11 protein-coding genes and 2 pseudogenes are annotated in these 12,989 nt (G+C 74.2%); 5 read left to right on the top strand and 8 right to left on the bottom strand.

Going from position 1 to position 12,989, the window contains the following annotated elements; genetic code table 11:
- Positions 1–255: 255 nt before the first annotated feature.
- The gene (locus AB0N31_RS00870) at positions 256–717 is read right to left on the bottom strand and encodes a cupin domain-containing protein (protein ID WP_366056148.1); all 462 of its coding nucleotides are present in this window, start codon (positions 715–717) and stop codon (positions 256–258) included.
- Positions 718–1,061: 344 nt separating this feature from the next.
- Here AB0N31_RS00870 and AB0N31_RS00865 point away from each other — a divergent pair.
- Positions 1,062–1,475: pseudogene (locus AB0N31_RS00865) on the top strand (IS1380 family transposase); the annotation flags it as partial.
- 294 nt (positions 1,476–1,769) lie between these two features.
- Here the strand turns inward: AB0N31_RS00865 and AB0N31_RS00860 are convergent.
- From AB0N31_RS00860 to AB0N31_RS00835, 6 genes and pseudogenes are all read right to left on the bottom strand, one after another.
- Positions 1,770–2,222, bottom strand: a pseudogene (locus AB0N31_RS00860) (hypothetical protein); the annotation flags it as partial.
- Positions 2,223–2,443: 221 nt separating this feature from the next.
- Entirely contained in the window at positions 2,444–3,460 is a 1,017-nt protein-coding gene (locus tag AB0N31_RS00855) for an alpha-L-glutamate ligase (protein WP_366056147.1), read from the bottom strand.
- A gap of 343 nt (positions 3,461–3,803) precedes the next feature.
- On the bottom strand, positions 3,804–6,188 hold the full coding sequence (locus AB0N31_RS00850; protein WP_366056146.1) for a phosphoketolase family protein: 2,385 nt from the start codon (positions 6,186–6,188) through the stop codon (positions 3,804–3,806).
- A gap of 200 nt (positions 6,189–6,388) precedes the next feature.
- A complete protein-coding gene (locus tag AB0N31_RS00845) occupies positions 6,389–6,850 on the bottom strand; it encodes an RpiB/LacA/LacB family sugar-phosphate isomerase (protein ID WP_366056145.1) in 462 nt (153 codons plus the stop codon).
- A gap of 162 nt (positions 6,851–7,012) precedes the next feature.
- Complete coding sequence (locus tag AB0N31_RS00840) at positions 7,013–7,897, bottom strand: hypothetical protein (RefSeq protein ID WP_366056144.1); 885 nt, start codon at positions 7,895–7,897, stop codon at positions 7,013–7,015.
- A 151-nt stretch (positions 7,898–8,048) separates the two neighbouring features.
- Entirely contained in the window at positions 8,049–8,555 is a 507-nt protein-coding gene (locus AB0N31_RS00835; RefSeq protein ID WP_366056143.1) for a hypothetical protein, read from the bottom strand.
- Between the two features lie 212 nt (positions 8,556–8,767).
- On the opposite strand from AB0N31_RS00835, the gene AB0N31_RS00830 reads away from it, so the two are divergent.
- On the top strand, positions 8,768–9,505 hold the full coding sequence (locus AB0N31_RS00830) for a hypothetical protein (RefSeq protein WP_366056142.1): 738 nt from the start codon (positions 8,768–8,770) through the stop codon (positions 9,503–9,505).
- Complete coding sequence (locus AB0N31_RS00825; RefSeq protein ID WP_366056140.1) at positions 9,466–10,203, top strand: DUF1775 domain-containing protein; 738 nt, start codon at positions 9,466–9,468, stop codon at positions 10,201–10,203. Before AB0N31_RS00830 ends, AB0N31_RS00825 begins: the two co-directional genes overlap by 40 nt.
- 124 nt (positions 10,204–10,327) lie before the next feature.
- On the opposite strand, the gene AB0N31_RS00820 is transcribed toward AB0N31_RS00825, so the two are convergent.
- Entirely contained in the window at positions 10,328–10,687 is a 360-nt protein-coding gene (locus AB0N31_RS00820) for a metalloregulator ArsR/SmtB family transcription factor (protein ID WP_366056139.1), read from the bottom strand.
- Positions 10,688–10,867: 180 nt separating this feature from the next.
- Here AB0N31_RS00820 and AB0N31_RS00815 point away from each other — a divergent pair, with 180 nt between their 5' ends.
- Both AB0N31_RS00815 and AB0N31_RS00810 read left to right on the top strand, forming a co-directional pair.
- Complete coding sequence (locus tag AB0N31_RS00815) at positions 10,868–12,187, top strand: MFS transporter (protein WP_366056138.1); 1,320 nt, start codon at positions 10,868–10,870, stop codon at positions 12,185–12,187.
- Positions 12,188–12,362: 175 nt separating this feature from the next.
- The gene (locus AB0N31_RS00810; protein ID WP_366056137.1) at positions 12,363–12,983 is read left to right on the top strand and encodes a hypothetical protein; all 621 of its coding nucleotides are present in this window, start codon (positions 12,363–12,365) and stop codon (positions 12,981–12,983) included.
- Positions 12,984–12,989 lie beyond the last annotated feature (6 nt).

The raw sequence follows: 12,989 nt of genomic DNA, 5'->3' as shown, positions 1-12,989 counted from the left end.
GGATCGCTGCTGACGATCCGGGCCGCTCACCGGGTGCTGCCACCCTGCTCCGTGAGCTGGAAGTATGCGGCCCGCTCACGGATCGACTTCCCAGCCCCGGGGCTTCCCGGCTCGGCGGATTCCGAAGTTCATCGCACTCATCGAACCGGGGTGTTGCAAGGACCGCTGGAACTGAAGAACGACCGGGGTCCTGTCACATCACCACCCACCTGAACAGTCCATTCACCCTTGAGAGAGAGGATGAAAGAGACTCGGTCAATGGGTGTGGGTGGTCACCAGAGGCTTGGTCTCGTCGACGACGTAGGTGGACAGCATCATCGTTGTCACCGTCCCGATGTTGCGGGCGTTGTGGATGGTGTCGGAGGGGATGAAGAAGGGGTCACCAGTGCGAAGCCGCACGGTAGTCCCGTCGTCGAACTCCATCGACACGTCACCGCGGACGATGTATCCGACCTCCACTCCCGGGTGGCTGTGGCGGCCCGATTCCTTGCGCCGGGGGATCTCGACGAGTGTCTGCACCGTCTTCCAGCCCTTGGCGGGCGAGGGGTTCTCCTGCAGCAAGGTGCGCGTCACGCCGGCGGTCGGGTCGGGAACAGACGAGTGATGACCGTGGGACGCCGTGGAAGAGGCCTCAGCGGCCGAGGCAGAAGCGGCGATGCCGAGCGCGCCGGCTGCCGCCACGCCACTGGACCGCAGAAGAGAGCGACGATCCAACATGATGAGCTCCTTTTCATGGTTCGACACCGGCGGGAGCGCCGGGGCATTGTGGATTCGGGAGCGCTTCCTCGGAAGGTGCGACGGCGAATCCGGCCAGGAACCGTGCGTGATGATCTTCGAATCCGCGTTCCCCTCCCGTGAACGCCCGGAGCAGCGTGCTGGTTCACCCTGAGTCGAGCCTTACGGGTGCCGAGTGGACCGACGACGAAGCCTTCGCCGCCTACGGCCTGGACGAAACCACCGTCACCGCTCTCCGTGTCCGGGCCGTGGGGTGGGCCGACGACCTCGCGACTCGTCTCCTTGAAGAGGCTGATGATCCGGACACCGGCTGATCGAATCCGGACGATCTCGACGGCGTCCTCCTGACCGCACTCCGACAAGGAGGACGCGACCGCGACCTGGAAGAAGACCTACGGTCATCACCCACTGACGGCCTTCGTCGACCGAGGACGACGGCTGTCTCAGTCGGTCGGCATGGTGATCACCGAAGCGATCCACGAACACGTCCTGAAGATCCCGGCATCGGACTGGACCCCGACCGTCGAGACCAGCGGCGAGGCCCGTGACGGGGTCCGGGGCGCCGAGCTCACTGGCAAACTCCTGGACGGCCGGTCCAAGGGCATGCGGCTGATTGTCCGAAAGGAACGGCCCCACCCCGGGGCGCCCGGTGGAGAACCACCGACGTGAACGGCGAGCGGATCACCTGCTTCGCGACCGACACTCCTGACCGGCCGGTCGCCGCCCTCGAGCTCCATCACCGGAGCGGGCTCGCCGACGCCGTGCGCCTCGTCGTGCGGGCGGTCGCCCGCATCTCCCTCGGCGGGTTCGCACTCATCGCGATCACCACGGTCGCCGGAACTTTCGGGCGGAGGAGTCACCGCCACGGGAGCCGCTGAGCCCCTACGGCCGGGCCGAGTCGGAGTGCGAGCGGATCCCGCTGGACTCGGTGGGCACCGGGGGCCGGGGCGACGCGAGCGCCGTGCGCTCCCCCTTGGTGTGGGGACCGCACGAGCGGCTGCGCGACCAGTTGCGCTGGGGTGCCGCCGGTGTGCTCACCAGGCCGTGCGGGAGGGACGGCTGGCCGACCGAGGCCGGGGGCCCACGGCCATGTCTGGTACGGCGCACCGTGGGTGCACGCGGCAGCCCTGGCGCGTGCCGTGACGTCGTGTCTCGACTCGCCCGTGGACACGGTGGCGAACGCCGTCAGCGGCCATGTGCCCTGGCATGACCCCACCGTCTCCCGTCTCGTCGTCACCGTCCTCCAGCTCTCCGGCCCGCAGGACGGTCAGGCAGGCGTGCGCGGTCATGGCCCACGTCATGTGGCGGTGCCAGCCGGGACGGCGGCGGACCCGGTGGTCGTCCGGCCCGCACTCCTGCTTCGCGCTCTGGAAGCATTCCTCCACCGCCCACCTGCTGCCGGCGATGCGGATCAGCTGATCCAAGGTGGTGCCGGCGGGACAGTAGGCGATGCAGTAGGAGATCTCCTCGGGCCGGCTGACGCTGCGGCCGGCTGAACCGGTGCACGAACCGCTCATGCAGAGCGTCCGGTTCACCGGCCCACAGCCTGACATCGGCAAGGCCCCCCATGCTCCCCCATGCCCCCCTCTACGACTGAGCCGGCCGGCAGTCACGGCAAACACCGTTGCAGCACCAGACCCGATCGAGCCGGACGGGGACGGGTCCTCACCACGAAGACGCGTCCCCGAACGAGGGCGGACGACCGGGTTCACGCCGGGGCGGTGAAGCCCCGGCTGCCGGTTCCGATCGCCTGGGCGGGGTGCGGCCGCCGGACCGTGCGCAGGCCGCTCGCCGCGCGCGCGTAGGCGTCCAGGTGGGCCTCGACGTACGGGACGGCCACGGTCTCCAGCTCGCCGTCGACGAAGGCGGGCTGGACGTTGACCTCGAAGACGACACCGCCGTTCTCCACGGCCAGGTCGACCCCGGCGAAGGGCAGGCCGACCGACGCGGTGGCGGCGACGGCGAGTTCGGTGAGCCGGGGCGGCAGGTCCGGCGGGGCGATGGGGACGGGGGTGGCTCCCTGGCAGGTGTTGCAGGGGGTGTCGGCGGCGGGCTGGAGATGTTCGCGGGCGTGCACGACGCGTCCGCCGAGGACGAAGACGCGGAACTGGTGGCGCAGTCCGTCGGCGGTGAAGTTGCCCGCGTCGCGGGAGAGCATCCAGTCGGTGCCGTGCCCGGCGTAGTAGCCGGTGGCCGCCTCCAGCTGGGCGCGGGTGGTGACGTGGAAGGTGTCGTTGCCGCCGGTGCCGACGACGGGCCGCGCCCACGTGTCGCCCCCGAGCCGCTCGAACGCCTCGCAGGCCTCCCGCGCGGTGGGACGGGACAGGACGGCGGTCTCCATCTGGGCGATGCCGTCCCGGCGGAAGCGTTCCACGGTGAGGTTCTTCTCGGTGGCGGTCCGCCACGCCTCGGGTCCGGTGCCGAGCGTGATCACGTCATGGCGGTCCAGGAGTTCCTGGAAGCCGGCCAGGGCGCGGCGGCGGTGCGGCGGGATCTCGTACAGCAGGACGATGTCGGGCACGAAGTCCAGGCCCTCCTCGGCGACCTGCAGCCGTAAGCGGCCTCCGTCGCGGATGCCGCGACCGGAGGCGCCGGCCGCGAAGTGGCGGGCGTCGACGCGCACGGGCGGCGTGCCGGTGAGCAGTTCCACGGCGTCGGCGAGGTACTCCCGGCACCCTTCGGACGACGTCGGATCGGCGATCAGGGCGATGCACGGTCGGGACACAGCGGCCTCCAGTGGCTCTCGACGCGCGCTCGTACCGCGGGCCCGGTCGCGCGGCCCGAACGCCGTCACGGTGTGGTGCCTGTCGCGCGGGTGGTCCTCGCACCCGTCGCCCTTCGAGCCGCGCCGGTGTGCGGGCCGTCCCCGGCCCGGACGGCTGCCGGGGCCGGGGGCGGCCGGTGACCACGCAAGGACGGGGCTCGCCCCGCCGGGAATCCGTGCCGCGGGGCCGGCCGACCACTGTAGGCACCCGGTCGGGCGACGTACCAGGGCGCACGCGCGCCCGGTCCCTGCCCCTTCCCCTGCGCCGTCTGCCCCGATCCGTGCGCCCTGCCCGGTGTGCCGGTCAGCCGTCCCAGGCCCAGTCGGCGACCTCCGGCAGGTCGGTGCCGTGGACCCTGATCCAGTCGTGGTGGCGCAGCCGGACGTCCTCCATCCGCTGGCGTACGGCAGCGGCGCGCACCGCGAGGCCGGGGACGCGGTCGATGACGTCCATGACCAGTCGGTAGCGGTCGAGGTCGTTGCGGACGACCATGTCGAACGGCGTGGTCGTCGTGCCGATCTCCTTGTAGCCGCGCACGTGCAGGTTGCCGTGGCCGGTGCGGCGGTAGGCGAGCCGGTGGATCAGCCACGGGTAGCCGTGGTAGGCGAAGACGACGGGTTTGTCGGGGGTGAACAGGCCGTCGTACTCGAAGTCGCTCATGCCGTGCGGGTGCTCCTCGCTCGGCAACAGGCGGGCGATGTCGACGACGTTGACCACGCGGACCGCGAGTTCGGGCAGGTGCCGACGGAGCAACTGGGCGGCCGCGAGCACCTCCAGGGTCGGCACGTCGCCCGCGCAGCCGAGGACCACGTCCGGTTCGCGGGTGCCGTTCTCGGTCCCCGCCCAGTCCCAGATGCCGGCGCCGCGGGCGCAGTGGGCGCGGGCCTGGTCCATCGTCAGCCAGTCGAAGGAGGGCTGTTTGCCGGCCACGACCACGTTGACGTAGTCGCGGCTGCGCAGCACGTGGTCGGCCACCGACAGCAGCGTGTTGGTGTCCGGCGGCAGGTAGACGCGTACGACTTCGGGGCTCTTGTTGAGGATGTGGTCGACGAAGCCGGGGTCCTGGTGGGAGAAGCCGTTGTGGTCCTGGCGCCAGACGTGCGACGTCAGCAGGTAGTTGAGGGAGGCGATGGGCGCCCGCCAGGGCAGCCGGCGGGTCACGCGCAGCCATTTGATGTGCTGGTTGACCATCGAGTCGACGATGTGCACGAACGCCTCGTAGCAGGAGAACAGTCCGTGCCGGCCGGTGAGCAGGTATCCCTCCAGCCAGCCCTGGCAGGTGTGTTCGGAGAGGATCTCCATCACCCGGCCGTGCCGGTCGAGGTGTTCGTCGACCTGGAGGGTCTGCGCCTGCCAGGCCTTGCCGGTGGCGCCGTACACGGCCTGGAGCCGGTTGGAGGCGGTCTCGTCGGGGCCGACCAGCCGGAAGTCGCGCCGCTCGGCGGTGGAGCGCATCACGTTTTCCAGCAACTCGCCCAGGACGCGGGTGGGTTCGTGCAGCGTCGTGCCGGGTTCGTCGACGGGGACGGCATACGACTCCAGTGCGGGCAGCGGGAGTTCGCGCAGCAGCAGTCCGCCGTTGGCGTGCGGGGTGGCTCCGAGTCGGCGGGGGCCCTCGGGGATCCAGGTCAGGACGTCGTGCCGGGGGGCGCCCCGCTCGTCGAAGAGTTCCTCGGGCCGGTAGGAGCGCAGCCACGCCTCGAGTTGGCGCAGGTGCTCGGGATTGTCCCGGACGGCGGAGAGCGGAACCTGGTGGGCGCGCCAGGTGCCCTCCACGGGCAGCCCGTCGACCTGCGCGGGCCCGGTCCAGCCCTTCGGGGTGCGCAGCACGATCACCGGCCAGCGGGCGCGCTCGCCGGAGCCCTCCTCGCGGGCGGCACGCTGGATCGCGGCGATCCGGTCGAGCGCGGTGTCCATGGCCTCGGCCATCGCGCGGTGCACGGCGGCCGGGTCGTCGCCGGTGACGTGGATCGGGTCGTGGCCGTACCCCCGCAGCAGTTCGTCGAGTTCCGGTTCGGGGATCCGGGCCAGCACCGTCGGGTTGGCGATCTTGTAGCCGTTGAGGTGGAGGATCGGCAGGACGGCGCCGTCGTGGACGGGGTCGAGGAACTTGTTGGAGTGCCAGGACGCGGCCAGCGGCCCGGTCTCGGCCTCGCCGTCACCGATCACGCAGGCGACGAGCAGGTCCGGGTTGTCGTAGGCGGCGCCGTAGGCGTGGGAGAGTGCGTAGCCGAGTTCGCCGCCCTCGTGGATGGAGCCGGGGGTCTCGGGGGCGACGTGGCTGGGGATGCCGCCCGGGAAGGAGAACTGCTTGAACAGCCGGGCCATGCCGGCCGCGTCGCGCGTGACGTCGGGGTACGTCTCGGTGTACGAGCCCTCCAGCCAGGAGTTGGCCACCACCGCCGGCCCGCCGTGGCCGGGGCCCCACACGCACAGGGCGTCGAGGTCGCGGCCGCGGACGACACGGTTGAGGTGGGTGTACACGAGGTTCAGCCCGGGCGAGGTGCCCCAGTGGCCGAGCAGCCGCGGCTTGACGTGCTCGGGCCGCAGCGGCTCGGTGAGCAGGGGGTTGGCCATGAGGTAGATCTGGCCGACGGCCAGGTAGTTCGCGGCGCGCCAGTGGGCGTCCAGCGTCCTCAGCTCGTCGTCGGTGAGGCGGTCGGACGCCTGCTGGGTGTCGACGGACATCGGGGTCCCTTCCGGATCGGTTTTCGGCGGGGTGCGGGCGGGTCCGTTCCCTCCCACCCTCTCCCGGCCGCCGGGTACCCGCCAGGGCCGACCGACCCGTCCGACCGACCCGACCGGCCGAACCGGCGGGGCCCGGACGGGTGCCGGACCCCCTGGGCGGGTGCGGGAACCACCCCGCCGGGACACGCCCCGAGCGGCCGTCAGGGCGCTGCGTCGCCGCCGGTCCGGCCGATGCGGTCGACGTGCAGGACGTTGCCCCGGTCCTCGGCGTCCTCGCTGGGCTCGGCGGCGAACCAGGCGTCGAGGATCTCCTTCAGCAACGGCTCCGAGGTCAGGCGCAGGCTGAGGGCGAGCACGTTCGCGTCGTTCCAGCGGCGGGCGCCCTCGGCCGTGGGGGCGTCGGTGCACAGGGCCGCGCGGACGCCGGGCACCTTGTTCGCGGCGATGGACGCGCCCGTGCCCGTCCAGCAGCACACCACGGCCTGCTCCGAGGTCCCGTCGGCCACCTCGCGGGCCGCCGCCTCCGAGCACACCGCCCACTGCGCGTCCGAACCGGGCCGCAGCGCGCCGTGCGGCACCACGTCGTGCCCTCGCCCGCGCAGTTCCGCGACGAGTGCGCGGGCGACGGGTTCGTCCATGTCGGAGGAAACGGAGATCCGCATGGTTCGGAGGGTACCGAGGCGGGGCGGGCGGCGTCGCGCCGGGAAGGACGGGACGCACCGCGCCGGGCGGGGCCGCTCAGCCCGGCGACGGCCGGTCGGGGCGCTTCGCGAGAGGGGCGGGCGCCCTCCGCGCGCAGACCGTCCGGGGCCCGGCGCAACCGCTCAGACCTTCTCCTCGTCCGCCGCCGTCGCGGCGGGGAGTCCCACCGGGTTGCCGTCCGGGATGAGGCCCGACTCGCGGACCGCGCCGGCCAGGGGGGCGAGGAGGTGGCCGAGGCGGGCGGTGGCGTCGGGGCCCAGGGCCGTCCAGGGGGAGGCCGCCGCGGCGTCCGTGCCGGCCTCGACGGCCGCGCGGGCGGCCTTCCCGGCGGGGGTGAGCCGGCCGTCGTCGTCGAGCCAGCCGCGGTCGAGCAGTTCGGCCTGCGCCGCCCGCCACGCAGGGAGGTCCCACTTGCGGGTCTGCCGGAGCACCTCCTCGTCCGACTCGCCCGCCGCGCACTTCAGCGCCATCGCCGCGACCGGGCCCAGACCGTGGCCGACCAGGACGGCGATGTGCCCGTCGCCCCGGTGTTCGCGCAGCGTGGTGACCGCCTGCCAGAGCCTGACGTGCGGCTGTGCGGGCCGCGGGAGTGCCTGGTTGGCGGCGCCGAGGACGCGTCCCGCCGTGTCGGCGGCCTGCGCCGCCTCCCAGGCGAGGTCGGCGGCCTCGGCCAGCGCGGCGGAACCGACCGTGTCCGGCCCCAGCACGCGGGTCATCGCGGCGTCCATGGCCCGCTCGCGTGCCGAGAGGACGTCGGCCGGATCGGCGTACCGCCAGGCGTCGGGGACGGCACGCGCCACACGGTCGGGGTGGAAGACGTAGAAGGAACTGGTGACGACGGCGGCCGGAGCGGGGCCGAGGGGTGCGGCACGGAACGCGAAGTAGCCCATCCAGAAGCCGCGCATGCCGATTTCGTCGGCGGCCGAGTGTGCCTCGGGGGCGAAGTAGACCAGGTCGTGGACGAGTTCGAACCGCTCCCACATCGCCCGCACGACTGCGCCGTCCACCACATGCCTCCCGGTTCGCGATCTCCTGCCCGCCGGGAGGCAGCATGCGCCATGACGGCCGCGGCGAACAAGCCCCGCCGGACCGCCCGGCGTCCGCGGGCGGCGCGACACGCGTCGGTCCGCCGCGGGCCCGGTCGGTCCGCGGCCGCCGTCAGGAAGGGCTCGCACCCGGTTCCGGCCCGCTGACCGTGCCCCGCAACTCCCGGAGGGAACCGCCGAGTCTGCCGCGGAACCGTTCCAGCGTCTCCGGCTCGGCGCTGACGACCCAGCGGGTGCCGACCAGGTACGTGCCGCCGTACACGCTCGCGGAGTCCGGCCACGTCTCCTTGAGCCGCTCCTCCGGGAACGTGGTGATGAGGTAGCCGCCGTCCGCGGTGGTGCACGCGCCCTGACGCAGTTCGTCGGCCTCGATGCGGATGTCGGCCTCGCAGCCGGTGAGTCCGGCGATCACCTCGACCTTCGCCGGGGCGACGACCCCGGCCGCGGGGGCGGCGGAGATCTTCGCCGGGTCGCTGTTCACCGCGACCTCCTGCGCGCCACCGCCGCAGGCCGTGACGAGGGCGAGCGGCAGCAGGCCTGCGACGAGTGCGGCGCCCCGCGGGAGGCGGGCGGTGGTGGGGGTGCGGCCGGTGTGTGTCCGCCGCGGCTGCTGTGGCACGTGCCTCTCCGTCTCCCGGTCCTGGGCTGCGCCCGGCCGTCGGCGGCCGGGTGTACGACTGCCCAGGGGTACGGCCGGTTCCGGGAGGTTGTTCAACTCCCGTGCGCCGGAAGACCACCACCGCCGACCGGTCGGCTCGGCCCGACGCCGATCGGCCACTTTCCCCGGGCCGCGCACCCGGCGCACGGCCGGTACCGCATGATGAGCGGGCCATGCAGCCGCCCGCGACGACACCACGGCCGCCGCTGCCCGTCCTGCGGGCCGCGGTGTTCGCCGTCGTCGGCACGGTGCTGGGGACCGGCGCGCACCACCTGCTCGCGGAGCGGCCGGTGCCGTGGGGGCGGGGCGCGACCGCGGCCGTCGTGCTGTTCGGCGTGGGACTGGCCGGCGCGCGCCGCCCGCGCCGTCCGGCCACGGTCGTCGTCGTGAGTGTCCTGGCGCAGTCCGGGCTGCACCGGTGGCTGACGCACACCGGGCACCCGCAGGCGCCGCCCGCCGCACACGTCCACGCCCCGCACGACGTCCACGCGGCCCGGCACGTGCGGCTGCACGACTCCCTGGCCATGACGGCGGCCCACACCCTGGTCGCGGCGGGCGTCGCCGTCCTGCTGCACCGCGCGGACACGGTGTGCTGGTCACTGACGCGCGGGCTGACGGCCGCGCTCGACGCCGTCCGCGCCCGTCTGCTCCTCGGGGCGGCGCGGCGCGTGGATTCCGCGCCCGGTGCGCCGGTCGCCCTCGTCGCGGCGGAGGGGGACCGGCTGCCCGTCTTCGGGCCGGTGCTGGCGCACGCGCTGGTCCGGCGGGGCCCTCCCCGGCCGAGGTCCGCCCTCGTCAACCGACCTCGCGGGGAAGCCCGTTCGGCGCTCGCCGTACGGCCCCCGCCACCCTCCCGTGCCTGGAGAGACCCATGTCCCGCATCACCCTGCCGCGCGGCGCGCGGCACCTGACCCTCGCGGTGGCCGCCGCGACGACCGCCGCCCTGCTGGCCGCCGTTCCGGCCGCCGCCCATGTCGAGGTCGAGTCGGCCGGCGCGCAGGCCCTCGCCGAGAACGTCCGGCTCACCTTCACGGCCGAGTCGGAGTCCGCCACCGCCGGCATCACCGAACTGCGGGTGGTCCTGCCCGAGGGCATCGAGCCGGCCGACGTGACCTACGGCGAGGGCCCGGCGGGCTGGGAGTTCGCCGCCACCGCCGACGGCTACCGCGTCGGGGGCCCGGCCGTGAAGGTCGGCGAGGACGTCGAACACTCGGTGGTCGTGAGGCAGTTGCCCGACGCGAAGGAGCTGGCGTTCAAGACGCTCCAGACCTACGGCGACGGCAAGGTCGACCGCTGGATCGAGCTGGGCGGGTCCGGCGACGACGACCACGGGCACGGCAACGAGGCGCCCGTCCTGAAGCTGAGGGCGGCCGCGCCCGGCGCGCACACCGTCAGCCCCTCCCCCAGTGTCCCGGCGAGCCCCACGGCGACCCCGGCGCCGACGGCCGGGGGAACCGCCACCGGCCCCTCCCCACAGGCGGCCGACACCGCGAAGGACGACGAGGGGGGCCTGTCCGCGGGCGCCTGGACCGGCATCGTCGCGGCGGCCCTGGCCGCGGTCGCGGCCGCGGTGTTCCTCGTCCGTCGCCGGGGCGCCGCCCGGGAGTAGCCGACCGCGCACGCGGCCGAGGGCCTTCGCACACGGGTGTGCGGGGGCCCTCGGCCCGCCGTGCGGACGACCCGTCGGCCACGCCGCCTGTCCGCTCCCCCGGCCTGTCCGCTCCCCCGGTGTGTCAGCCGTGCGGTGCCTGTCCGCTCACCCGGTGGTCGGCGTGGCTCAGCGCCTCCAGGACCAGGCGCCGCAGATGGCCGTCGCTGAGCCGGTAGTGGATGTGCCGGCCGTCGCGGCGGGTGTCCACGAGCCCGGCGAGCCGCAGCTTCCCGAGGTGCTGGCTGACCGCCGTCCGGGAGGCGCCGCAGCGTTCGGTGAGGGAGCCGACGTCCGACTCGCCCTGCGCCAGCAGCCACAGCAGGTGCAGCCGGGTGACGTCCGACAGCATCGCGAACACCCCGGTGGCCTCGGCCAGCCGCGCGCTGTCGGGGGCCCGCAGATGCACATCGGCCGCAGGTGAGATGGGGTGGCTGTCGGACATGGGGCCAGCCTAGAGCCATCCGTCCGCGGGGCGGTCATCCGCCCGGGGGGGCGACCGGGCGGCCGGGGATCGCGTGCGTCCGGGACCGCGCACATGTCACTTCATCATGTGCACAGATGCGCACATGACAGCTACACTCGTGGCACCGACCCGGACCGCGCCGCCGAGGGGGCCTCCCGCATGCTCGCCGTCCTGCGCAACCGCAGCTACCGCCATCTCTTCGCCGCCCAGGTCGTCGCCCTGGTCGGCACGGGTCTGGCGACCGTGTCCCTCGGGCTGCTGGCCTATGACATCGCGGGCGCCGACGCCGGTTCGGTGCTCGGCACCGCGCTCGCGATCAAGATGGTCGCGTACGTGGCGATCGCCCCGGCCGTGGGCGCGCTGGCCGAAGGCCTCCCCCGCAAGGCCCTCATGCTGTCGGCGGACCTCACCCGTGCCGGGGTCGCCCTGCTGCTCCCCTTCGTCGGCCAGGTGTGGCAGGTGTACGTCCTGGTCTTCGTGCTCCAGTCCGCCTCGGCCGCGTTCACCCCGGCCTTCCAGGCCGTCGTCCCCGAGGTGCTGCCCGAGGAGCGCGACTACACACGGGCGCTGTCGATGTCCCGGCTCGCGTACGACATGGAGAGCCTGTTCTCACCGGCCCTGGCGGCGGCCCTGCTGTCCGTCGTCACCTACAACCGGCTGTTCACGGGCACCGCCCTGGGTTTCCTCGCCTCGGCCGCACTCGTGGTGTCCGCCGCCCTGCCCCCGGTCCGCCCGGCACGGGCGGGCGGTGCCCGCGCCCGGGCCGCGGCGGGCACCCGGCTGTTCCGCACCGTCCCCGCGCTGCGGGCGCTGCTCGCCCTCAACCTCGCGGTGGCCGCGGCGAGCGCGACGGTGACCGTCAACACCGTCGTCTACGTCCGCGGCTTCCTGGACCTGCCGACCGGCGCCGTGCCCCTCGCGCTCGGCGCGTACGGCGCCGGCTCGATGACCGTGGCCCTGGTCCTGCCCCGACTGCTCGACCGGGTGCCGGACCGGACGGTGATGGTGCGCGGGGCCGCGCTGCTCGGGGTCGTCTTCGCGGCGCTCGGTGCCGTCACCGGCGCGGACGGCGGCGGTTGGCGGTGGCCCGCCCTGCTCGTCGTGTGGGCCGCCTTCGGTGCCGCCTGCGCGATGGTGCTGACGCCGACCGGACGACTGATCCGCCGTGCGGCGCCGGCCGAGGTGCGGACGGCGGCCTTCGCGGCGCAGTTCTCGCTGTCGCACGGCTGCTGGCTGCTGACGTACCCGCTGGCGGGCTGGCTGGGAGCGACGGCCGGACTCGGGTGGGCGGTGGCCGCTCTGGGCTCGATCACCCTGGGAGCCTCGCTGACGGCGGTGCGGCTGTGGCCGGCGCCGCCGCCTCCCGCGCGGGCGGACCCGCCCGCGGGGTACCCGCACCTGGCGCGTGCCCGAGGCGTACGGTCCGGCCGCCGGCATCGCCACGGCACCCTCGCGGACGGGGCGCACGCCCGCCCGTAGCCTCTGGCGGGCACGGTGGACGCCCGCTCCCAGATCCCCTCAGGGGCGGTGCACGCCGCTCCCGGCACGCTCGCGAACCGGCGTGCGCCCCCTCCCAGCACCCTCGCGCACGGCACGTGCCGGGATGTTTCAGCGTGTTCCGGGTAGGGCTGCCCCAGGCAACCCGGAGGAGTCCATGTCCCCTGCGTCCCCTGCGACACGACGTGCGGCCCGCTGGGCGGCCACCGCCGCCGCACTCGTCCTCACCGGCGCCTGCGGCAGCGGCGGCGAAGGCGACGACACGGCACGGACGACGCCGGCCCCGCCGCCCACCGCCTCCACGGCGGCACCGGCCTCCGTCGGCGGCTCCCCATCGCCCACCGCGCAGTCCCCCACCCCCACGGGCACCGCCCCGGCGGACCCGGACGGCGCCGAGCGGGACATCCGGGCCGCGTGGGAGACCCTCTTCGCCCCGGGCTCCTCCGTCGACGACCGGAGCGGGGTGGTCGAGGACGGCCCCCAGAACGCCCTGATGATCGAGAACCTCTTCGCCGACCGCCTCGGCAGCCGCCTGCGCGCCACGGTGACCTCCGTGGCCTACACGACGTCCCAGGACGCCGCCGTCGGCTACACCCTCACCCGCGACGGCCGGGCGCTGGACCCCGGCGGGCCGGGTGCGGCCGTCCGGCAGGGTGACACCTGGAAGGTCGCACTGCGCACGGTCTGCGCCCTGACCCGGTACGCCGAGGACGCGCCCAGGGCGCCGAGGTGCGACGAGTCCGGGGCGCCGTCGGCCACGGCGGGGGCGCGGCCGTAGGCCGTC

It is taken from the genome of Streptomyces sp. NPDC051051 (assembly GCF_040682975.1).
Taxonomy (GTDB): domain Bacteria; phylum Actinomycetota; class Actinomycetes; order Streptomycetales; family Streptomycetaceae; genus Streptomyces.
The sequence above is the reverse complement of the archived record's forward strand: the minus strand, read 5'-3'. Positions and strand labels throughout refer to the sequence as shown.

Bases quoted from the DNA above. Each gene is read 5' to 3' on its own strand.
- AB0N31_RS00810 (WP_366056137.1), top strand. From the start codon at position 12,363: ATGTCCCCTGCGTCCCCTGCGACACGACGTGCGGCCCGCTGGGCGGCC.
- AB0N31_RS00820 (WP_366056139.1), bottom strand. From the start codon at position 10,687: ATGTCCGACAGCCACCCCATCTCACCTGCGGCCGATGTGCATCTGCGG.
- AB0N31_RS00870 (WP_366056148.1), bottom strand. From the start codon at position 717: ATGTTGGATCGTCGCTCTCTTCTGCGGTCCAGTGGCGTGGCGGCAGCC.
- AB0N31_RS00825 (WP_366056140.1), top strand. From the start codon at position 9,466: ATGTCCCGCATCACCCTGCCGCGCGGCGCGCGGCACCTGACCCTCGCG.
- AB0N31_RS00850 (WP_366056146.1), bottom strand. From the start codon at position 6,188: ATGTCCGTCGACACCCAGCAGGCGTCCGACCGCCTCACCGACGACGAG.
- AB0N31_RS00815 (WP_366056138.1), top strand. From the start codon at position 10,868: ATGCTCGCCGTCCTGCGCAACCGCAGCTACCGCCATCTCTTCGCCGCC.
- AB0N31_RS00845 (WP_366056145.1), bottom strand. From the start codon at position 6,850: ATGCGGATCTCCGTTTCCTCCGACATGGACGAACCCGTCGCCCGCGCA.
- AB0N31_RS00830 (WP_366056142.1), top strand. From the start codon at position 8,768: ATGCAGCCGCCCGCGACGACACCACGGCCGCCGCTGCCCGTCCTGCGG.